Genomic DNA, 19,623 nt, shown 5'->3' with positions numbered 1-19,623 from the left:
ACCTCTTTACTTGCGTTTGAAGAGGGCCTTAACTTTCGGCAAGAGGAGCTCATACTCTTCGTAGGCCGCCTCTATTAGTGCCGTAACCGGGTCTGCCTCCGTAAGGTTTTCCGGTTTGAAGGAGTTTAAAAACTCTTCCAGAGCCCTTTTGAAGCTATCGCTGTCGTGCTTCTCCCTTACCTCAACAATGGCCCTGGAGAGGGCCTCCTCGTGGGAGAGGCCCTCTCTGCGGTGCCTGTTGTATGCGGATTGAAGCTCTTGCTTTATCCGTTCCATTAAAGCTCTCGCTTAACCTTTTCAATAGTATAACACTCTATAACGTCGCCCACCTTTATGTCGTTGAAGTTCTCCAGTCCTACGCCGCACTCGTATCCGGCCTGAACCTCTTTAACGTCGTCTTTGAACCTCTTGAGGGAGGCGATTTTACCTTCGTAGATTACAACGCCGTCCCTTACCAGCCTTACATTTGCGTTTCTCCTGATTACGCCGTCGCGGACGTAACAGCCGGCCACGGTTCCAACCTTCGGAACCTTAAAGGTTGCCCTGACTTCAGCAGAGCCCAGGTATACCTCTTTCTCCTCAGGTTCAAGGAGACCCTGCATCGCCTTTTTAACTTCGTCTACGATGTCGTAGATGACCCTGTAGGTCCTAACGTCTACTTTCTCCCTCTCTGCTGCTTTCCTTGCTGCAGAGTCCGGACGGACGTTAAAGCCTATAACTATGGCGTTAGAGGCCGCTGCAAGCATGATGTCGTTTTCGGTTATCGGGCCCACTCCTGCGTGGATAACCTGAACTTTAACCTCGTCGTTGGAGAGCTCCTCAAGGGACTTGCGTATCGCCTCTATAGAGCCCTGAGCGTCGGCCTTTAGAACTATGTTGAGCTCCTTAACCTCGCCTGCCTGCATCTTGGAGAAGAGTTCCTCAAGGGATACCCTCTTCTCCTTTTCAAGGGCCGATTGTCTTGCAAGCTCTTGCCTCTTTTCGGCAATCTGACGGGCCTTCTCGAGGCTCTCTACAACGTAGAACTTGTCTCCGGCCATCGGAACGTTCTCAAGGCCCAGAACTTCCACGGGCATAGAGGGCCCGGCCTCTTTAACGGGCCTGCCTTTATCGTCGAACATGGCCCTTATCTTTCCGGCGTACAGGCCGGCAACTACCGGATCTCCCACTTTCAGGGTTCCCTGTTGAACCAGTAAGGTTGCAACCGGTCCCCTCTTTTTGTCCAGCTTCGCCTCAAGGACAACTCCCCTTGCGGGTTTGTTGGGGTTCGCCTTGAGCTCCATCAGCTCGGCCTGAAGGGCAATCATCTCGAGGAGCTCGTCTACGCCCTCTCCGGTTTTTGCCGATACGGGAACCATTACTGTATCTCCGCCCCAGTCTTCGGGGATTAGGCCGTGCTGTGTGAGCTCCTGCTTAACCCTCTCAGGGTTTGCTCCCGGCTTGTCGATTTTGTTTATTGCAACGATTATGGGAACCCCTGCGGCTTTTGCGTGGTTTATGGCCTCTATTGTTTGGGGCATAACGCCGTCGTCTGCGGCTACAACGAGAACGGCTATATCTGTAACTTGGGCACCCCTTGCCCTCATGGCGGTAAAGGCCTCGTGGCCGGGGGTGTCTAAGAATACGAGGGTCTTCTTCCCTTCACTTGTTTGGGCCTCTACAACGGAGGCACCTATGTGCTGGGTTATACCGCCGGCCTCTCTTTCGGCAACTTTTGTGTTCCTTATGTAGTCTAAGAGGGTTGTCTTTCCGTGGTCTACGTGGCCCATAACCGTGATAATCGGCGGGCGGGGCTTAAGGTCTTCCTCTCTGTCTGGGGTTTCTGCGAGTTCTGCCTCAAGTGCTGCTTCTTCCTCTTCTGCCCCTTCCAGCTTCACAACTTTGTCGTACTTTTCTGCAACTTTGGCGGCAGTTTCAAAGTCTATCGGCTGGTTTATCGCTACGAACTTTCCGAGGGATATGAGGTCCTGGAGTACCTGGTTGGGCTCAACGCCGAGCTTCTCGGCAAACTCCCTAACGGAGATTACTTCCGGTATTACAACCGTTCTCGCCCGCTCTTCTTCCTCTATGAGCCTTTGGAGCTGCTCCTCTTCAGAGAGCTCCTCGAAGGGAACCTCTTCTACTTGGTCCTCTTTCTTTTTCTTCTTACGTTTTTTCCTCTTGGCCCTGTTTTTCTCCTCTATTTTGCGCATAAGCTCTTCGAACTTTTTCTGGTCCTCGAGCTCCTTCTGCTCACGCTTCCTCTGGGCGAGAATCTCCTCTTCGCTCTTGGGTTTCCCTTTCTCTTTTGTGTGTTGCTGGGGTTGAGTGGAGGCTACGAGCTTTTCAAGCTGCTCCCTTGTAACTGTCTCCTGTTGAGGCCTTCTCCTTTCCGGTCTTCTCGGCCTTTCCCTCCTCTCACGAGAAGGTCTGCCCTCTTTCCTTTCGCCTCTTTCGCCTTCTTCTCTCCTTATGGGTTTGCGCCTTCTGCGCCTGCGCTTTGCAAGCTCTTCGGGTGATAGGATCCTCACGTCGGAGCGTTTCTTGCGCTCCTCCCTTCTCTCTTCCCTTTGAGGTTCTTTAGGCTGTTGGGGCTCTTCCCTTTTCTCCTGCTTTGGTTGAGCCTCTTTGGCGGCTACAGGCTTCTCCGGTTGGGCCTGAGCCTGCGGCTGAGCGGGAGCTTCCTTAACTTCTGCTTTCTCCGCTTGGGCCTTTTCGACTGGAGCTTGTGCCTTCGGGGCCTCTTCTTTCTTGGGCTCCTCTTTTTTAACCTCAACGGGTTTTATAAACTCTTTTATGAGCATAACTTGACGCTCGTCGAGTCCGGAGGAGGCGCTTTTAACGTGTATATCAAGCTCTTCCTTCAGGCGCTCTATGAGCTCCTTTGAGGACATACCGAGCTCTTTTGCAAGTTGGTGAACTCTGACTCTTGCCAAAACGGAACCTCCCGAAACGGTTAAGCCTTAATATATACGGCTGGCAGATTATATCAATCTTGGCTTTTTTTAAAAGGCGTCCTCGATGTGAACGGTGTTTAAAGGAGTTCCGTCTGCCGAGAGTTCAACGGCTATTAGGTCGAACCTGACTTCGGCGTAGCTGACGGAAGTTTCGGCCAGGAAGGCCTCTGCACACCGCTTTATACGGTTTGCCTGGGCTTTCGTTAGCGCCTCTTCCGGGTTTACCGGGCCTCCCCGCTTCCTCGACTTGACCTCTACGAATACGAGGGTTTTACTCTCCTTGTGGTAGGCCACTAAGTCCAGCTCTCCGCAGGAGCACCTGTAGTTTCTCTCGATAATAGAGTAGCCTTTCCTCTGTAGATGCAGGGAAGCCGCTATTTCCCCCGTTTTCCCTCTCCTGTGAGAGCTTCCCAAAGCTCCTCCTGTGAACCGGCGATAGTCCGAAGCTCCTAACGGCGCCGTAGTGGGTCTTTGTGGGGTAGCCTTTGTGTTTGTTGAAACCGTAGTTGGGGAAGAGGGTGTGAAGCTCCTCCATTATGAAATCCCTAACCACCTTTGCCACAACGCTTGCGCAGGCGCAGGAGAAGCTCCTCTCGTCGCCCTTCGGTATCGCGATGAGCCTGCCTGCAAACTTCGGAATCTTCAAGTAGTCGGTTATCAGGTAGTCGGGTTTCAAAGGGAGCTCCTCTATGGCCCTTTCCGCTGCGAGCAGGGTGGCCCTGTAGATGTTTAACTCATCGATTTCGGTAGAATCTGCAAAACCTACACCTACGGCGTATGCGCTCTTGAGGATTTCCCTAAATAACCTTTCCCTCTCCCGTTTTGTTAATTTTTTTGAGTCCCTGAACAGGAAAGGTTTAACGTGGGGGGAGAAAACCACCGCGGCCGCCACAACCGGACCTGCCAGCGGGCCCCTCCCCGCCTCGTCAACTCCGGCAACGAACCTGTAGCCCTTAGACCACAGGCTCTTCTCTATGGAGATTATTTCTTGGTCATCCACTCCTTTCTCTCTTTAATGCGGGCAGCTTTACCTTTACGCTCCCTGAGGTAGTAGAGCCTTGCCCTTCTTACGATACCGCGCTTGAGAACCTCTATTTTGTCAACAACCGGGGAGTGAAGGGGGAAGGTCCTCTCTATTCCGATACCGTAGGATACCTTCCTTACGGTGAAGGTGGCGTCTGTTCCGCCGCCCCTTTTCCTGATGACAACGCCTTCAAACGCCTGAATCCTTTCCTTATCCCCTTCCTTAACTTTAACGTAAACCCTTACGGTGTCTCCGACCCTGAACTCGGGTATGTCTTTCCTGATGTATTTCTCCTGAACAGCCTTCATGAGGGCGTCGAGTCCGCCGAGCATGATAAAACCTCCTAAGCTTTCCCTAAGTTTAGCGGGGAAATTGTAGGGGAAAATAAAAAAAAGTCAAGACGGAAAGTGGTGCGCCCGGCAGGATTCGAACCTGCGACCTCGAGATTAGGAATCTCGCGCTCTATCCTGCTGAGCTACGGGCGCACGGCAATAGGAAAGATAGGCAAAACGGTTTGAACTGTCAACAATAAACGGCTAAAATTTGCCAAAACTTCCGGAGGAGCTTGATGCTTAGGTTCTACACGGCCGGAGAGAGCCACGGTAAGGGGATTTTCGCCTACCTTGAGGGGTTCCCCGCCAACTTCCCCGTAGACTTCGACTTCATTAATCGGGAGATGGCCCGCCGTCAAAAGGGTTACGGTCGCGGCGGCAGGATGAAGATAGAGAAAGACCGGGTTGAGTTTTTAAGCGGCGTTCGCCTCGGGAAGACTTTGGGCTCTCCCATTCTCATGGCCGTGTGGAACAGGGACTACAAGAACTGGGAAGAGGTTATGAGACCCGAGCCGGGGCAGCTCCCTCCCGAGAAAAAGGTTACCCGCCCGAGACCCGGCCATGCAGACCTCCCCGGCGTTTTAAAGTACGGTTTCGATGATGTGAGGAACGTTCTGGAGCGCTCCTCTGCCCGTGAAACCGCCGGAAGGGTAGCAGCAGGGGCCCTGTGTAAAGACCTACTTCGTAGGCTCGGCATAGAGGTGGGAAGTTTCGTTCTATCTATAGGCTCTGCTCAGGTGCCGATGGAGGCAATAGAGGGTAAGAGCTTCAAAGAACTCTTTGAAAACGCGGAAAACTCCCAGGTCAGAATTCCGGTTTCAGACCCGGAAGTTGAAGAGACGTTCAAAAGGGAGATAGATGGGGCCAAAGCCAAGGGAGAGAGCCTCGGCGGAGTTTTCGTTGTTTTTGCTACCGGCGTTCCTGTGGGGCTCGGGAGCCATACCCAGTGGGATAAGCGTTTAGACGGCAGAATTGCCCAGGCTATAATGTCTATCCAGGCGATTAAGGGTGTTGAGATAGGTTTGGGCTTTGAGGCGGCACGCCTTCCGGGCTCAAAGGTTCACGACGAGATTTTCTACAGCCAAGAGAGGGGCTTTTACAGGCTTACCAACAACGCCGGTGGTATAGAGGGAGGTATAACAAACGGTGAGCCGATAGTTGTAAAGGCTGCTATGAAGCCGATACCCACCCTTTACAAGCCGTTAAGGAGCGTAGATATAAAAACCAAGGAGCCTTTTGAGGCCTCCGTTGAGCGCTCGGATGTGTGTGCGGTTCCGGCAGCCGCCGTTGTCGGCGAGGCAATGCTGGCGATAGTTATTACTGCGGCTCTCCTTGAGCGCTACCCCGCCGACAGCTTTGAGGAGCTCCGTTTGTTATTCTATTAGTCTTGAGATGCCGTCATTTTTGTTAGGTTGTATGATGATGCAGTCACTGTGTTCTATGACTCTGAACTTGCTACCGTCACTGTTATTTGTTTCTTGCTTACACGAGAGGACCCTTGATAAGGGAATCCAGTACCAAGTATCATAATTCCCCTTTGCGCAGAATACAAACCAAACCGGTAGTCGTGTTAACCTTTCAAATTCAATGTATTTTTCCACCTCGTTTTTTTCATCAAGTGTAAATGAAAGTTTAGCTCCGTAAGGTTTTTTCTCTTTAACATCTACAGCGATGATGCCGAAGTTTTTTACAATAATGAGGAAGTCTGGGCGTTTAGAGGTTCCTTTAAAGAACTTGGAGAAGGTGTTTATGCTTTGTTCTATATAGAGGTAGGGATAGTTCATTTTATCCAGCCACTCTCTAAATTTTTCCTCGGCTACAGTCTGTAGGTTGTTTGCCTTCATATTTACCTCCTCATTCCCTATAACTCAGAGCTTCGGCAACATGGTGAGGAAGGATTTTATCCGAACCCTCTAAGTCCGCGATTGTTCTGGAAACCTTTAAAACTCTGTTGTAGGCTCTGGCTGAAAGGCCTAAGGTTGAAACTGCATGGTTAAGGAGCTCTTCGGCTTCCGGTGTAAGCTTGCAGAACTTTTTAACTTCTTTTCTTCCCATCTGGCCGTTGAACGAGATTTTTGAGCCCTTAAACCGCTTTTTCTGTATCTCTCGGGCTTTTAAAACTCTTTCTTTTATTTTAGCAGAGCTTTCTCCTTTATCTCCTTTGAACTCTTCGGGCTTAACGGCGGGAACGGTTACCTGGAGGTCTATCCTATCCATTATAGGGCCGGAAACCTTAGACCTGTAGCGCTTTACCTGGAGAGGAGTGCATTTGCAGTAGTGGACGCCGTCGCTAAAACCGTAGTACCCGCACGGACACGGGTTGCTTGCCGCTACAAGGAGGAAGTCTGCAGGGAAGGTGAAGGAGCCGGAAGCTCGGGACACGGTTACTATACGGTCTTCAAGGGGCTGCCTGAGGGCCTCTATTACACTCTTTTTAAACTCGGGAAGCTCGTCTAAGAAAAGAACGCCGTTGTGGGCAAGGCTTACCTCTCCGGGCTTTACTGAACTTCCCCCTCCTATTATGGAGGCCTCAGATGCACTGCTGTGGGGTGAGCGAAACGGCCTTTGCACAACGGGAACCTGGTGGATAAGGCCGGCAACCGAGTAGATTTTGCTCGTTTCTATTATTTCTTCTTGGCTCATCTGGGGCATTATTGTGGGGAGCCGCCTTGCAAGCATGGTCTTGCCCGAGCCCGGCGGGCCCACCATGTAAACGTTGTGTTTGCCTGCTGCGGCTATCTCAAGGGCCCTTTTTGCCTGAAGCTGGCCCACCACTTCTGCCATGTCTACGCCGTAGTTTGCGGTGTATTCGGGTGGAGAGTGTTTAACTGGAGGGGAGTGAAGCTCTCCGTTTAAAAACTCCACTGCCTCTTTTAGGCTTTTTACCGGTATCGCCTCTATCCCTTCTATGAGGGCCGCTTCCGATGCGTTCTCCGGAGGGACTATAACTCCTTTTAACCCCTTCTCCTTTGCCAAAACGGCCGCCGATAGCGTTCCCCTAACCGGGTGAAGCTCCCCCGAAAGGCCGAGCTCCCCTGCTATAAGGTAGCTGTTGAGCTTTTCACCTTTAACAACCCCAAGAGAGGCAAGTATCCCTAAAGCTATTGGAAGGTCGAGGTTCGTTCCTTCTTTCCTCACGCCTGCAGGTGCCAAGTTTACGGTGAACTTCTTTCCAGGGAACCTGAACCCGCTGTTGGTTATTGCAGAGCGAACCCTCTCTTTACTCTCTTTTACGGCGGAATCGGGGAGGCCAACGATTATTATTCCCGGCAGCCCTTTGGAGGAGTCGACCTCAACCGTAATCTCTATTGCGTCTACTCCGTAGGTAGAAAAGCTCTTTACCTTGGATACCACTAATACTCCCCTATTACGCCGCTTTCTAAGACCTCCGGCGGGTTCGGCGGGTTGATTCTGACTACAAGGTAGTAGATTGCCTCATCGGGCGAGTAAAACCTTTTCCCCGGAAACACCCTACATCTGTTCTTTGCCTTTCTCTTCCTACACCTTCCCTTGTAAACCTTGCCGGATGGTGTAATGAACACTACGAGCTTATCTTTCGGGTTTTCTACTGTAACGAATGGTTTAAAGTAGGTGGAGCTTCTATCAAACCTCTTCCAGCCCGTTTCTGCTCCTATCCCGGGTAGGTAAGGAAACAAAGTTGCTGTAAGAGTTAGCAGAGCAGTTAGAGTTTTTACTGCCCCCTTCACTGAACCGCCGAATTTTTGTTCTTTAAAAAGAAAATGGTCGGGGCGACCCGACTTGAACGGGCGACCTCTGGCCCCCCATGCCAGCGCGCTACCAGGCTACGCCACGCCCCGACGCACAAGTAAATATAGGAAATCGGTCGGCAATTTCAACCGCCTATTCGGGTTCTATTGTCATTAAAGCTTCATCCGGGTTCACGTTATCCCCCGGTTTAACGTAAATGGCCTTAACAACGCCGCTTATGGGGGCGTGAACCTCGTTCTGCATCTTCATGGCTTCTACTATGGCAACAACGTCACCTTCCTGGACTCTATCGCCCTCTTTAACCTTAATCTCAACCACCTTTGCGGGCATAGGAGAGGTGACGTCGCCCTCCTTAGTGGCCCTCGGCCTCTTGGAGGCGGATGTTAACTCTCCTGCAATTTCAACCTCTTCTCCGGTTGGTACTACCTCAACAAGGGGCTCAACAACAACCTCTTCGAGTCTGCCGTCTATCTTGATGAAGTAAGGCTTTTTACCCTCCTTCTTATGCCCTACGCCGGCGATTTTCACGTGGTAGCTCTCGCCGTGAACGTTAACGATAAACTCGGTGGGAGCAAGAGGTTGTGGGCACTTCCTCTCCTCCTCCTCCATGTCCTGTAGGTCCTCTTCCGAGATGGCCGGTATCTCTCCCTTCTCAACCTTTTCGCGCCACTCAAAGAACTCCCTTGCCACTTTCGGGAAGAGGCAGTAGGAGAGAACGTCCTCTTCGCTTCTGGCAAGGTCCTTAATCTCTTCCCTACACTTTCCCAGCTCCGGCTGAAGAAGGTCTGCGGGTCTGCAGGTTATCGGCTCTTCATCTCCGAGAACCTTCTTAATAATCTCCTCTTTAATCGGAGCCGGAGGTCTTCCGTAGAGTCCTTTTACGTAGTTTTTAGTCTCCTGGGTAATCATCTTGTAGCGCTCGCCTGCAAGAACGTTCAAGACGGCCTGTGTACCTACTATCTGACTTGTCGGCGTAACAAGGGGCGGGTATCCGAAGTCCTCTCTAACCCTCGGAACCTCTTTCAGAACCTCTTCCAACTTATCGAGTGCTCCCTGTTCTTTTAGCTGGTTAATGAGGTTGGAAATCATGCCGCCCGGAATCTGGTGCTCTAAAACGGCAGCATCTATGCCTTTGAAGTCTATGTCGTACTTCTTGTATTTCTTTCTTACCTCTTTAAAGTGCTGGGCCATCTTTTTAAGGGCTTCTTTGTCGAACCCGATTTCATATCCGAACTCACCTAAGGTATAGGCCATTGTCTCCACTGCCGGGTGGGAAGTGTCGGAGGCAAGTGGAGAGCTTGCAACGTCTATTATGTCGGCTCCGGCCTCTATTGCTTTTAACTGTGCCATTTCGGCCATGCCGCTTGTGCAGTGGGTATGAACGTGAACCGGTAGGCCCACCTCTTCCTTGAGCGCTTTAACCAAGGAGTAGGCCCTTTCGGGAGAGAGCAAGCCCGCCATGTCTTTTATGGTGATTATGTCGGCTCCCATCTCCTTAAATTCAAGGGCCAGCTCTATGTAGAGGTCTTCTGTATGGACGGGGCTGATGGTGTAGGAGAGGGCGCCTTCTACGATTTTCCCCATCTCTTTGGCGGTTTCAACGGCCACCTCTACGTTCCTCAGGTCGTTTAGAGCGTCAAATATCCTAAAGACGTCTATGCCGTTTTCGGCAGCCTTTCTCACAAAGGCCCTGACAACGTCGTCTGGATAGTGGCGGTAGCCTACAAGGTTCTGGCCCCTGAGGAGCATCTGTAATCTTGAGTTGGGCATAAGCTTCCTTAGAACTTTGAGCCTCTCCCACGGGTCCTCTCTGAGGAACCTCAGACACACGTCGAAGGTTGCTCCGCCCCACATCTCAACCGACCAAAAGCCGGCTTTGTCGATTACGGGGGCGATTTCCACCATGTCTTTTGTTTTCATCCTTGTGGCAAAGAGTGACTGGTGGGCATCCCTTAGGCTTACATCTGTGAACTCTATCTTCCTTCCCATTGCTGCCTCCGTTAAAGTCCGTGGTGTGCTGCTATTGCTGCAGATATAGCAAGGGCCAGCACCTCTGGGTCGGTTTCTTGAATAAAGGTGAACTCCTTGATTTTCTTATCGATAAAGGAGGTATCGAACTGCCCTTTAACAAACTCCGGGTCGTTCAGTATCTTCTTAAAGAAGGGAATGGTTGTGGGCACACCTCTTATTACGAACTCTCCGAGTGCCCTCCTTGAGCGTCTGATTACTTCGTCCCAGTTCCTTCCCCAAACTATCAGCTTGGCCACCATTGAATCGTAGTAGGGAGGAATTGTGTAGCCCTTGTAAACCACGCCGTCTATCCTTACTCCTATTCCTCCCGGGGAGTAGTAGGCGGTTATCGTTCCGGGAACCGGGACGAAATCTTTGGAAGGGTCTTCGGCGTTTATCCTGAACTGCATTGCGAACCCGCGAAGCTGAACGTTTCTCTGGGAGAATGAGAGGCCCATTCCTGCGGCTATTCTTATCTGCTCCTGAACGATGTCTATTCCTGTAACCTCTTCGGTTATTGTGTGTTCAACCTGAAGCCTGGGATTTACTTCCATAAAGTAAAAGTTGCCGTATTTATCCATGAGGAATTCCCAGGTTCCTACTCCGTAGTAGCCTATCTTCCTTGCCGCCTCTACGCATATCTTTCCAAGCTTCTCCCTCTGTCTTCTGGTTAGAACCGGGGAAGGAGCTATTTCGAGAACTTTCTGGTGTCTTCTCTGGAGAGAGCAGTCCCTCTCCCCCAGGTGAACAACGTTCCCGTGCTTGTCGGCCACTATTTGAATCTCTATGTGTCTGGGATTCTCTATGTACTTCTCAATGAAAACCTCGCCTTTTCCAAAAGCTGCCTCGGCCTCCTTAACAGCTATCTGAAACTGGGTCTCAAGCTCTTTTTCGTTTCTCGCCACCCTAAGGCCCCTACCGCCTCCGCCGTGGGCCGCTTTTATCATCACAGGGTAACCTATTTTCTTGGCTATCTCTTTGGCCTCTTGAAGGTCGTTTATCGGTTTCTCACTGCCTTCGGCAACGGGAACTCCCAGCTCTTTCATGAGCTTCTTAGACTCAATTTTGCTGCCGAATATTCTCAGGTGTTCCACCGAAGGGCCGATGAACTCTATTCCTTTTTTGCGGGCGTACTCGGCAAAGTCTGCCCTTTCGGATAAGAAGCCGTAGCCCGGGTGTATAGCTTCTGCTCCTGCCCTTTTGGCTATATCTACTATTTTGTAGTAGTTGAGGTAGGCTTTAACAGGGTCTCCGTGGATTAGGTAGGCCTCGTCTGCCTTTTTAACGTGGAGTGAGTTGACATCTGCTTCGGAGTAAATGGCTACGGTTTTTATTCCCAGCTCCTTGCAGGCCCTTATGACCCTTGTAGCAACCTCTCCGCGGTTTGCTATCAGAACCTTCTTAAACATGGAGAAAACCTCCAACTATTCTCAGGAGCAAGTTTGAGACAACGCCGGCTATTGCATCGTCTGCCGTTATTCCCCATCCGCCTGGGAGTTTTTCAAACCAGGTGATGGGGGGAGGTTTCATTATATCAACAGCTCTGAAGATTATGAGGCCCGCCAGGGCAGCTGCTGGGTTGTGTTGCGCCTTTACACCGAGGAAAGTTATGAATATGCCGAGGACTTCATCTATTACCACTTGGTCGGGGTCTTTAGAGTTCAGCTCTTTGGAGAGGTAGTCGGAGGAGATAACGCTCAGCAGGAAGGTTATTGCAACTATGAAGAGCTGCAGTTTCAAACTCTGGGGCCAGAAAAAGTAAACGAGCAAAGTGGCAAATATAGAGCCCCAAGTCCCAGGCATTTTGGGCAACTTCCCGGTGTAGAGGGCCGTAGCTATTAGTTCCATTAGGAATTTCCGCACTATTAACCTCCCGACCGTATTCTACTTGTTAACGGGGCGGAAAATAAGGTATCATAATTTACAAATAGGGGGAGTAGTACCGAAAGTGAGGGGGAGTGGTTTATACCTGATTCTTTTACTCTCTGTAGTCCTTTTGGCAACGGGGTGCCGGGCGGTTACCTCTGCCGATTTCGGGTGTTCAAGGAGCTTCTCCGTAGTTTTTAATAGAGGCGGCCCTAACAATCTGCTGGGAAGAGAGGTTTTCTACTTCTCCTCTTCGGGTTTTGTTCAGCATTACGTTGAAGACGGAAAGCGCTACGGTTACATTGACTCTTTAAGCCAAGGGAAACTTGCTTTTGACTATTCCAGGGTAGAGGAACGGCTCATAGTTTTAATGGGAAAGGGTAAAAAAATCACCAATTCCTCTAAAAAAGAGAAAGTTGAAGTTGACTTTGTTAATCCTACTACCTGCGTTTACTTTTTAAATAGGGGTAGAGTTGTAAAGGAAGCCTGTGTTAGCGGTATAAATGGAGAAATTTACCGTTATTTGAGCAGGTTAACGCGTAGTGCTCCGCGTGTGAAAGGTTCTAAAGGAAGGCTTTGGCTGGAATTTGTTCCAGTTGATACCGGACCTGCTCACATCTCTTTAACTAAAGATGAGCTCAGACGTAGCCCACTTCTTTGGAAGGCTTTTAACTGTCCTTTCCGTTTAGTGGAAGTAAGTGGAGAGTTGAATTTGCCGGGGTTTTGGTGTGAAGCTCCGTGTTCTCAAGTTTTAAGGGTTGAAGATGGTTATTACGTGTTAAATTTTGAAAAAATTTGAGAGTTTGCTATGCTGTATGCCAGTATAAGCGGGGCCAACGGAACAACCGGAAGTTACAGCTTTAGTGTTGGTGAGAGACTTTACTCAGACCAGGTCTTCCAGCCTGTGGAGCCTGCAAATGAGGAGATAAACGAGAGTTCGGGGTCTTCAGGTGGAGGATGCTCTTTCTCAAATACAACTAAAACCAATTTTGCTGTTAATATGCTTATAATGGTTCTACCTCTTGGGTTCTTATTGTTGAGGAGGAAGAAATTGGCTTAAAGGGGGGAGGGGCTCTCCCCCCTTATTAAACATTAATAACCATTGAGGGGGATTTGAAGCGACCGATAGTTGTTGCTTCCTACGGAGCAGAGGTATCGAAAAGGGCAAATCGTTTGTTGGTAAGTGTAAACGGCAGGAATAAGCCGGTACCTTTAGGTGTTATAGAACTTTTAATCCTTTTTCCAGGGGTATCTATAACCTCTTCTGCAATCCGGTTCCTGTCTCATCATAATAGGCCTGTCATTTTTGTTAACGGATTTGGGAAAGTTGTATCTGTGAGTCTCCCGGAGCATTTTGGAAGCTCTACGGTTAATTTAAGGGCGGCACAATATAGGCTTTTCCCCGAAGAGGCCTTTGCTAATGCTCTAATTAGAGAGCTTCTTTTAAAAAAATGTAATCAGCTTAAAGAGGTTATTCCGGATATATCAGAAAAGATTACAGAGGTTGAGGAAAAAATTCCCGTTGCAGATACGCTAAATACGCTTCTTGGCTTAGACGGCACCTTAGGGAAGTTGATGTATGGCTACTACTCTCAAAAAGATTTGGGGGAGTTTTCTTTTAAGTCTCGAGAGTACTATCCTCCTCCCGACCCGGTAAACGCTGTTTTGAGTTTGGCTTTTTCCTATTTTTACAACCTTATAACTGCCAACGTTATTGGCAGTGGATTCGACCCTTATATGGGCTTCTTTCATAGGAGAAGAGGCACTCACGCTTCGTTGGCATCGGATGTGATAGAAATTGTGCGGCCTAAAATAGCGAATTTCGTCTTTGAGCTTTTTGAAACAAAAATTTTTAAAAAGGAAGATTTTGAGCAAACTATAAGAGGAATTACTCTTAGAGAAGATAAGCTCAAGTTTTTACTGTTACTGTTAACAGAGTTCCAGAGGAAGAAGAAGGTTTTAAATACTGCTAACTCTTTTATTAAAAAGCTGAAGGAGAAGCTTGTTTGAGTGATGTATGTTGTGGTTTATGATATAAGAGATAACAAAACGCGTTTGCGGGTGGCGAATATCCTCGAAAAGTATGGAGAACGTGTCCAGTACAGCTGTTTTGAAATTGGGAACTACTCTCAGGAAATAATTAAAAAACTTGCACTTATACTGTCGGTTCGTATTAACTACGATACAGATAGAGTTTTCTTTTATCCGATTAGCAATTATTGCCGCTCTTATATATTACGCTTTCCTCGGAAGTTTGGAGAGATTTACGAAGATTTGATGGATTGGAAAGAGGAGTTAGGTAGGCTTACCCGCAGAAAATTCTTTTATTTTTTAAGAGATACTCTCGAAATGGAAATAAAAAGCGGTAAATTTTCCAAGTATCTTCTGGTTTACGATATTAGTGACAACTTGATTAGGATAAAATTCTCAGATATTTTGGAGGAGTTCTCCGAAAGAGTTCAGCTTAGCGCCTTTGAGGTTCCGGCATCTCCTAATGTTATCGCAAGAATAGCAGTATTAGCTATGCAGTTTGCCGAGATAGATGATAATTTGAAGGTCTATCTCTATCCTATAGATAAGGGTAGTGAGAAGAAAATTATTCGTATAGGAAGCTCCTACCTTTCATTTAGGGATATCTTGTGAATTGGCCGAGAGTGTGTTATCATTTTAATAAGGTCTTTGAAAGAAGAGAATATGTTAGTATATCCTAACCTGTACTGGGGAGAAGCCTTGGGAACCAATGGTATGAAAGCCGAATGTAAAATGAATACCTTGGCTTGTAATGGCTATTCCCCATCAAGGGTTGAAATGCCCGAAAAAGTAGACGGGATTGCGACCATTCCTACAGCGTATTGTAGGAATGACCCAGAAAGCATTATGTTGAAATGCCCGAAAAAGTAGACGGGATTGCGACGAGGCAGCACTGTGTTTCATCTCAATTACGATCTGCGTTGAAATGCCCGAAAAAGTAGACGGGATTGCGACATTACAATATCTTCCCTCAGTATATTATTATTGTTGTTGTTATAGTTGAAATGCCCGAAAAAGTAGACGGGATTGCGACCGATACTTATCATATCCAATATACTTCAACCTCCACATCTTCATGTTGAAATGCCCGAAAAAGTAGACGGGATTGCAGCAGGAAAGGTTTGGTAGCAGGGGATTTATGGAATTAGAGTTAAGGTTGTAACCTATTCTCTAAAGGTGTCTATGATACCTTTGATGATAATCCACATAATGATTAGGAATACAAAAACATCCATTAATTTCATGGTTTTCTCCTTGTATGGGGTTTAGGAATTTCCTACAGCAACTCTATTTCGTCACAGTATTTGGATATCTCTGGGAGTAAATGGTGTTCCTTTTTCTTTTACTCTGCTTTTGACTTTATCTTCGAGTAGGTATATAAAGATTTTGTCTCTTTTTGAGCAGTATTTTTGGATAGTTGCTTTGAGTTTGGGGATTTGTGTTTTTGAAATTTCTATCTCGAAAACGCTTCTTTGGATTCTAACTCCGTATTTTAGAAGTTCTTTAGCAATTCTGCATCTTCTTCTGTAGTCTGAGGATACCCACGCACCTTGATATTCTTCTTCAAAGTTGAAAATGTCGTAGATAACTACATAGGTGGAGTTTTTTCTTCCCTTTTCCCGCATATTGCTGTTTCTCCTTTAAGGCTGTTTTTTGTTAGCGGATAGGCTATTACGTGGTCTGTCTGTTTATTTATTAGTTTGTCAATTCGTTTGAAAAGTTCGGAGAGTTCTTTTTCAGTGCATTCTACTTCAAAACAGCTGAATTGGACTCTTTTGCCGAATTTTTCAAGGATGTCTGCCACTTTTGTTCTTGTTTTATCATTGGATATGTCGTATGTAATTAAATACATCATTGAAATTTTCCCTCACCTACAATTTTTCTGATTGTGAATATGACAGGGAGTAAATACTCTCCGTTATAGGTGAACTCCAGGAGAATTTTTGTGGCTATTTTCTTTCCTGCTTCGGTTAGGCCTTTGGGTGTAAGTTCTTCAGTATCTATTAGGCCGGTGTTGAGCATATGGGCACATATGAAGAGTCTCTGGGGGAGGAGCAGATTCTCCAATTTTTCAACGATTTCCTCCTCAGGCGTGTACCCTTCGCCTTTCATAATGTAGGCTGTTAGTGCCCTTGATAAGCCTGTTATAAATAGAACGAACTTATTCAGTTCGGGGGATTTGGGGTTAACTGAGGAAAACTGGTCTACGTATCTTAGAAACTCCGACGTTATAAGTTGGTCGATTGTTCTATTTCCCAACTCCGCTCTTCCATTTAGGGTTTTGTTGAGTATGTTCTGATAGAAAGCTCTGTTTTGTTGGCGTAGTTCTCTGGTTCCGGAGGCGCTACGGAAAGATAGAAGTGTTCTGAGGGCTTCTTCCTTTTTGAGGTGAATCATTGAGTAAAATTTATAGCTGTTTGGTTCAGGGAATTTAAACTTTTCAAGCTTAGGGGTGGTAATTATCCGGATTAGGTCGTCATTGACTTGGACTGTTAACAGATTATGTTTTCTGAAATCCTCAATGGCCTTTTGAGGAATTTGCAAGTTATTGAGTAAAATGACAGCCTCTAATTTGCTTAAGGGAAATTCTTTTCCCTTTGTTTTGGTTTTTATTATTAATTTCCCCCAGCCGGTTTTTAATTCCCCACTTTCTGTGACAAATAGCTTCATTTTTCATCCTATTGCTTTTTTTCAATTTTAGCATAGAAGTTGTAGAATTCCTCTGCCATGGTTTTAAAGTTTGAGGAGTTTTTTGCCAATAAGGAGTTTATTTGGAAACCCGGGCTTGAAAGAGTAAGGGCTGCTGTTGAGGAGTTTGGCGGTAAAGACTACCCTTCTGTAATTGTTGCCGGAACTAACGGTAAAGGCTCAACTGCCCTTGCTACCGCAGAGTCTTTGGCTTGGAACGGTTTGAAGTGTGGGCTCTTTACCTCTCCTCACGTTTACAAGTTTAGTGAGCGTATAAGGATAGGTCCCCGGGAGGTTTCGGAGCAGTTACTCAATGAGGCTTTTGATTCCGTCCGTCCGCTGATTGAAAAGTTCTCTTTGACTTACTTTGAGGCTTCGTTGCTTCTTGCTCTTGAGGTTTTTAGGAGGGAGAGGGTAGATTGTGCCGTTTTTGAGGTTGGACTCGGCGGTAGGCTCGATGCTACCAATGTTTTGGAGCATCAAGTAGGAGTAGTAACGCCGGTAGGTTTCGACCACCGGGACTATCTTGGGGATTCCCTTGAAGCTATTGCAGTAGAAAAGGCTGCCGTTTTGAAACCCGGAATGGTTGCAGTTGTTGCAAATCAGCAGCGGCCGGTTCTTGATGTTTTAAAACGGAGGCCTGTGTCGGAGCTTCACCTCTACGGCAAACACTTCTGGGCAGACGGCGTGAAGGTAGAGTTTGACGGAACTGAATTTTTCTATATGGCCACGGTTCCGGTTAAAACTTCTTCTGTTGGTTTTCATCAGGCTGTTAACGTGTCGGTTGCTCTGAGGGCTGCTCAGCAGCTGTCTGAGCGGTTTCTCGGTAAACGGTTTATTTTCCCAAAGGAGCTAAAAAGTAAACTGCCGGGCCGTTTTGAAGTTCTAAGGAAGGAGCCCCTTGCCGTTTTTGATGGTGCCCACAACAAACAGGCCCTTGATGCCCTTTTTAAGTTGCTCAGGCAGCTCGGTTTAAGGGGGAGCGTTGTTTACTCAGGTTTTAGGGATAAGGAACAGGGCCGTAATTTAGAGGCAGTTGCTCGGTATTTAAGGTGGAGCGGAGGTTCTCTTTACCTTTTTCAGCTCCCCTTTGATAGGGCTGTAAGCGTTGAAGAGCTTGTTTCGGAAGCTCGTCTTTTGGGTATAGATAGGGTTTCGGTTTTAGACTCTATTTCTCTGAAAGAACTTAACTTTCCGGTAGTAATTACCGGCTCTTTCTACTTGGGAGGTTTTATTGAACGCTAAACCGTTCCTTTGGGAGAGGAGAGTTCCGGAGGATTTCATAGTAATTGAAGATTCCTCTTTCCCCTTAGAGGAAAAGGGTTCGTTCTACCTTTACCTGCTTGTTAAAAGGAACCTCACTACAAAAGAGGTATGTAAGCGTTACAACCTCTCCTATGCCGGTTTGAAGGATAAATTCGCCTTAACCGCTCAGCGGGTATCTTCTCAAGCTTTCCTCGGGAATTTCCTGAGAGAAGAGCTTGCTCCCGGTAGCTGGTTCATTTTGAAGTTCCTCGGAAGGGTTCGTAAAAAGGTAAAAGTGGGGCAGTTGAAGGGAAACAAGTTTGCCGTTAACGTTTCCGGTTTTCCCTTTAGGGTTAGGGGAGCTTTTGTAAACTACTACGATGTTCAGAGGATTTCCGGAAACTGGGAAAGGGGAAGGGAGTTTCTCCTGCAGTTAAGCTCATCGGCTAAGAGGAAACTGAGCTGGACCCAGAACTTCCTTATAGATGCGTACCTTTCATACCTGTGGAACAAGAGCCTTGAGATGTTCCTCAGGGAACGTTTTGCCGGTTACTACGTTTACCACGAGGAAGAGTCGTTTTTCATTCCTACTGAGCTCGAGGGTGCTCTCGAGGAACTTCCCAAATTCTGGACAATTTTGGGCTACAAGAAAAAGCTTCTGCACTCACGGCCGTACTACGAAAAACTGCTGGAGGAACAAGGATTTGATATTCAATCCTTTTTAGACCTTCTTAGAATGCTCAGGATAAAGGGCGACTACCGAATGCTTTACGTTGTTCCGCGGAACGTGAAACAGACCGGGAACTACCTCTTTTTCTACCTACCGAAAGGTTCATTTGCTACTATGTATTTAAAACACATACAGGTGTGAGGCGGCGAGTTGTCGTTAGAGAAGTTAGAGGCACTCCTTTCCCCCTGCAGGCTTTGTCCGAGGAACTGCGGTTCAAAGAGAAAAAACGGTGAAACGGGCTTCTGTAAAGTTCTCGATAGGCCTATGGTCTCTTCGTTTGGCCCTCATTTCGGGGAGGAGCCGGTTCTTGTGGGTTTCGGGGGTAGCGGAACCATATTCTTTACGGGCTGTAATTTAGGGTGTGTTTTCTGCCAGAACTACCAGATATCTCACCTTATGGAGGGAGAGTACATTTCGGTTTCGGAGCTTGCAGATATTATGCTGCACCTGCAGGAGAGGGGGTGCCACAATATCAACCTTGTTACGCCCACCCACCAAACGCCTCAGATATTTGCAGCGGTAGAAGAAGCCAAAACAAAGGGGCTAAGGGTTCCGATAGTTTACAACTGTGGAGGTTATGAGAGCGTAGAGGTTCTGAAAGAGCTTAAAGGGCTTGTTGACATTTACATGCCCGACTTTAAAACTTTGAGTAGAGAGTTTGCCTCTAAGTACCTGAAAGCTCCCAACTACCCGGAAGTGGTTAAGGAAGCTCTTCTTGAAATGCACTCCCAGGTAGGAGACCTTCAGGTTAACGACTACGGCCTTGCAGAAAAAGGTCTTATGGTTCGTCACCTTGTTATGCCCGGCTGGACCCACGACAGTATGGCTGTTTTGGACTGGATAACTGAGAACCTGGGCAGGAACACCTACGTTAACGTTATGGACCAGTACTACCCCTTCTACAGGGCCTGCGACTATCCCGAGATATGCAGGAGGGTAACCGAAGAGGAGTTTGAAAGGGTTTACGCCTATGCCAAGCGCCTGGAACTGCGACTTGCAGTTTAAACTTAAAAAATAACTGAGGGGGAAGTG

The 19,623-nt window shown here is 47.8% G+C and carries 22 protein-coding genes, 2 tRNA genes, 2 pseudogenes and 1 CRISPR repeat array; of the genes and pseudogenes, 9 read left to right on the top strand and 17 right to left on the bottom strand.

Annotated elements, in window-relative coordinates; translation table 11 throughout:
• Nucleotides 1-6 precede the first annotated feature (6 nt).
• The 7 genes and pseudogenes from THEAM_RS07820 to THEAM_RS07795 form a co-directional block, all read right to left on the bottom strand.
• Nucleotides 7-276 (bottom strand): hypothetical protein, encoded by a 270-nt coding sequence (locus THEAM_RS07820; protein WP_013538294.1) that lies wholly within the window; start codon nucleotides 274-276, stop codon nucleotides 7-9.
• Nucleotides 276-2,510: a translation initiation factor IF-2 gene (infB, locus tag THEAM_RS07815; RefSeq protein ID WP_425478111.1), complete on the bottom strand. Its 2,235-nt coding sequence runs from the start codon at nucleotides 2,508-2,510 to the stop codon at nucleotides 276-278. The genes THEAM_RS07820 and infB overlap by 1 nt, the downstream gene beginning before the upstream one ends.
• Nucleotides 2,511-2,828: 318 nt before the next feature.
• Nucleotides 2,829-2,873 (bottom strand): annotated as a pseudogene (locus tag THEAM_RS09880) (hypothetical protein); the annotation flags it as partial.
• A gap of 111 nt (nucleotides 2,874-2,984) precedes the next feature.
• Nucleotides 2,985-3,302: a YraN family protein gene (locus tag THEAM_RS07810; RefSeq protein WP_232203441.1), complete on the bottom strand. Its 318-nt coding sequence runs from the start codon at nucleotides 3,300-3,302 to the stop codon at nucleotides 2,985-2,987.
• The gene (locus THEAM_RS07805) at nucleotides 3,208-3,936 is read right to left on the bottom strand and encodes a ribonuclease HII (RefSeq protein ID WP_013538292.1); all 729 of its coding nucleotides are present in this window, start codon (nucleotides 3,934-3,936) and stop codon (nucleotides 3,208-3,210) included. Before THEAM_RS07805 ends, THEAM_RS07810 begins: the two co-directional genes overlap by 95 nt.
• Nucleotides 3,918-4,268, bottom strand: a complete 351-nt coding sequence (gene rplS, locus THEAM_RS07800) for a 50S ribosomal protein L19 (RefSeq protein WP_425478110.1) — start codon at nucleotides 4,266-4,268, stop codon at nucleotides 3,918-3,920. Before rplS ends, THEAM_RS07805 begins: the two co-directional genes overlap by 19 nt.
• A gap of 100 nt (nucleotides 4,269-4,368) precedes the next feature.
• Nucleotides 4,369-4,445, bottom strand: a tRNA-Arg gene (locus tag THEAM_RS07795).
• 83 nt (nucleotides 4,446-4,528) lie between these two features.
• Here THEAM_RS07795 and aroC point away from each other — a divergent pair.
• Entirely contained in the window at nucleotides 4,529-5,677 is a 1,149-nt protein-coding gene (aroC, locus tag THEAM_RS07790; protein ID WP_013538290.1) for a chorismate synthase, read from the top strand.
• On the opposite strand, the gene THEAM_RS07785 is transcribed toward aroC, so the two are convergent.
• The 7 genes from THEAM_RS07785 to THEAM_RS07755 all read right to left on the bottom strand — a co-directional run bounded on the left by THEAM_RS07785 (nucleotide 5,666) and on the right by THEAM_RS07755 (nucleotide 11,894).
• Entirely contained in the window at nucleotides 5,666-6,136 is a 471-nt protein-coding gene (locus tag THEAM_RS07785) for a hypothetical protein (protein WP_013538289.1), read from the bottom strand. The genes aroC and THEAM_RS07785 overlap by 12 nt on opposite strands.
• Nucleotides 6,137-6,146: 10 nt before the next feature.
• Nucleotides 6,147-7,646 (bottom strand): YifB family Mg chelatase-like AAA ATPase, encoded by a 1,500-nt coding sequence (locus tag THEAM_RS07780; protein ID WP_013538288.1) that lies wholly within the window; start codon nucleotides 7,644-7,646, stop codon nucleotides 6,147-6,149.
• Nucleotides 7,646-7,948, bottom strand: a complete 303-nt coding sequence (locus THEAM_RS07775; RefSeq protein WP_157629631.1) for a hypothetical protein — start codon at nucleotides 7,946-7,948, stop codon at nucleotides 7,646-7,648. Before THEAM_RS07775 ends, THEAM_RS07780 begins: the two co-directional genes overlap by 1 nt.
• A gap of 85 nt (nucleotides 7,949-8,033) precedes the next feature.
• Nucleotides 8,034-8,110 (bottom strand) — tRNA-Pro (locus THEAM_RS07770).
• Between the two features lie 43 nt (nucleotides 8,111-8,153).
• The gene (gene oadA, locus THEAM_RS07765; protein ID WP_013538286.1) at nucleotides 8,154-10,010 is read right to left on the bottom strand and encodes a sodium-extruding oxaloacetate decarboxylase subunit alpha; all 1,857 of its coding nucleotides are present in this window, start codon (nucleotides 10,008-10,010) and stop codon (nucleotides 8,154-8,156) included.
• An 11-nt stretch (nucleotides 10,011-10,021) separates the two neighbouring features.
• Entirely contained in the window at nucleotides 10,022-11,440 is a 1,419-nt protein-coding gene (gene accC, locus THEAM_RS07760; RefSeq protein WP_013538285.1) for an acetyl-CoA carboxylase biotin carboxylase subunit, read from the bottom strand.
• Nucleotides 11,433-11,894 carry a phosphatidylglycerophosphatase A family protein gene (locus THEAM_RS07755; RefSeq protein ID WP_013538284.1) on the bottom strand — a complete coding sequence of 154 codons (462 nt, stop codon included), beginning with the start codon at nucleotides 11,892-11,894 and terminating at the stop codon, nucleotides 11,433-11,435. Before THEAM_RS07755 ends, accC begins: the two co-directional genes overlap by 8 nt.
• An 85-nt stretch (nucleotides 11,895-11,979) precedes the next feature.
• On the opposite strand from THEAM_RS07755, the gene THEAM_RS09680 reads away from it, so the two are divergent.
• The 5 genes and pseudogenes from THEAM_RS09680 (at nucleotide 11,980) to cas2 (THEAM_RS09780) (ending at nucleotide 14,540) form a co-directional block, all read left to right on the top strand.
• Nucleotides 11,980-12,696: a hypothetical protein gene (locus tag THEAM_RS09680; RefSeq protein ID WP_013538283.1), complete on the top strand. Its 717-nt coding sequence runs from the start codon at nucleotides 11,980-11,982 to the stop codon at nucleotides 12,694-12,696.
• 9 nt (nucleotides 12,697-12,705) lie between these two features.
• Nucleotides 12,706-12,957 carry a hypothetical protein gene (locus tag THEAM_RS07750; protein WP_041439562.1) on the top strand — a complete coding sequence of 84 codons (252 nt, stop codon included), beginning with the start codon at nucleotides 12,706-12,708 and terminating at the stop codon, nucleotides 12,955-12,957.
• A 53-nt stretch (nucleotides 12,958-13,010) separates the two neighbouring features.
• The gene (gene cas1 / locus THEAM_RS07745) at nucleotides 13,011-13,907 is read left to right on the top strand and encodes a CRISPR-associated endonuclease Cas1 (protein WP_013538282.1); all 897 of its coding nucleotides are present in this window, start codon (nucleotides 13,011-13,013) and stop codon (nucleotides 13,905-13,907) included.
• 3 nt (nucleotides 13,908-13,910) lie between these two features.
• A pseudogene (gene cas2, locus THEAM_RS09875) lies at nucleotides 13,911-14,111 on the top strand (CRISPR-associated endonuclease Cas2); the annotation flags it as partial.
• Nucleotides 14,112-14,174: 63 nt separating this feature from the next.
• A complete protein-coding gene (gene cas2 / locus THEAM_RS09780; RefSeq protein WP_232203428.1) occupies nucleotides 14,175-14,540 on the top strand; it encodes a CRISPR-associated endonuclease Cas2 in 366 nt (121 codons plus the stop codon).
• 159 nt (nucleotides 14,541-14,699) lie between these two features.
• A CRISPR array of direct repeats spans nucleotides 14,700-15,040; the repeat unit is 35 nt; unit sequence GTTGAAATGCCCGAAAAAGTAGACGGGATTGCGAC.
• Nucleotides 15,041-15,223: 183 nt separating this feature from the next.
• Here cas2 (THEAM_RS09780) and cas2 (THEAM_RS07735) read toward each other — a convergent pair.
• The 3 genes from cas2 (THEAM_RS07735) to THEAM_RS07730 are packed head-to-tail and all read right to left on the bottom strand — an operon-like array spanning nucleotide 15,224 to nucleotide 16,598.
• Complete coding sequence (gene cas2 / locus THEAM_RS07735) at nucleotides 15,224-15,553, bottom strand: CRISPR-associated endonuclease Cas2 (protein ID WP_013538280.1); 330 nt, start codon at nucleotides 15,551-15,553, stop codon at nucleotides 15,224-15,226.
• Nucleotides 15,517-15,732, bottom strand: a complete 216-nt coding sequence (cas2, locus tag THEAM_RS09610; protein ID WP_232203427.1) for a CRISPR-associated endonuclease Cas2 — start codon at nucleotides 15,730-15,732, stop codon at nucleotides 15,517-15,519. The genes cas2 (THEAM_RS07735) and cas2 (THEAM_RS09610) overlap by 37 nt, the downstream gene beginning before the upstream one ends.
• Before the next feature lie 47 nt (nucleotides 15,733-15,779).
• On the bottom strand, nucleotides 15,780-16,598 hold the full coding sequence (locus THEAM_RS07730; protein ID WP_013538278.1) for a TetR-like C-terminal domain-containing protein: 819 nt from the start codon (nucleotides 16,596-16,598) through the stop codon (nucleotides 15,780-15,782).
• A gap of 57 nt (nucleotides 16,599-16,655) precedes the next feature.
• Here THEAM_RS07730 and THEAM_RS07725 point away from each other — a divergent pair, with 57 nt between their 5' ends.
• From THEAM_RS07725 to THEAM_RS07715, 3 genes are read left to right on the top strand one after another with little or no spacing between them, the layout of a single operon-like run.
• Nucleotides 16,656-17,861, top strand: coding sequence for a bifunctional folylpolyglutamate synthase/dihydrofolate synthase (locus THEAM_RS07725; protein WP_013538277.1), 1,206 nt, complete (start codon nucleotides 16,656-16,658; stop codon nucleotides 17,859-17,861).
• Nucleotides 17,851-18,732 carry a tRNA pseudouridine(13) synthase TruD gene (truD, locus tag THEAM_RS07720; RefSeq protein ID WP_013538276.1) on the top strand — a complete coding sequence of 294 codons (882 nt, stop codon included), beginning with the start codon at nucleotides 17,851-17,853 and terminating at the stop codon, nucleotides 18,730-18,732. Before THEAM_RS07725 ends, truD begins: the two co-directional genes overlap by 11 nt.
• Nucleotides 18,733-18,741: 9 nt before the next feature.
• Complete coding sequence (locus tag THEAM_RS07715; RefSeq protein ID WP_013538275.1) at nucleotides 18,742-19,596, top strand: radical SAM protein; 855 nt, start codon at nucleotides 18,742-18,744, stop codon at nucleotides 19,594-19,596.
• Nucleotides 19,597-19,623: the final 27 nt, after the last annotated feature.

This window comes from Thermovibrio ammonificans HB-1, from assembly GCF_000185805.1.
Taxonomy (GTDB): Bacteria; Aquificota; Aquificia; order Desulfurobacteriales; family Desulfurobacteriaceae; genus Thermovibrio; species Thermovibrio ammonificans.
This window is presented reverse-complemented; position numbering and strand designations above follow the sequence as displayed.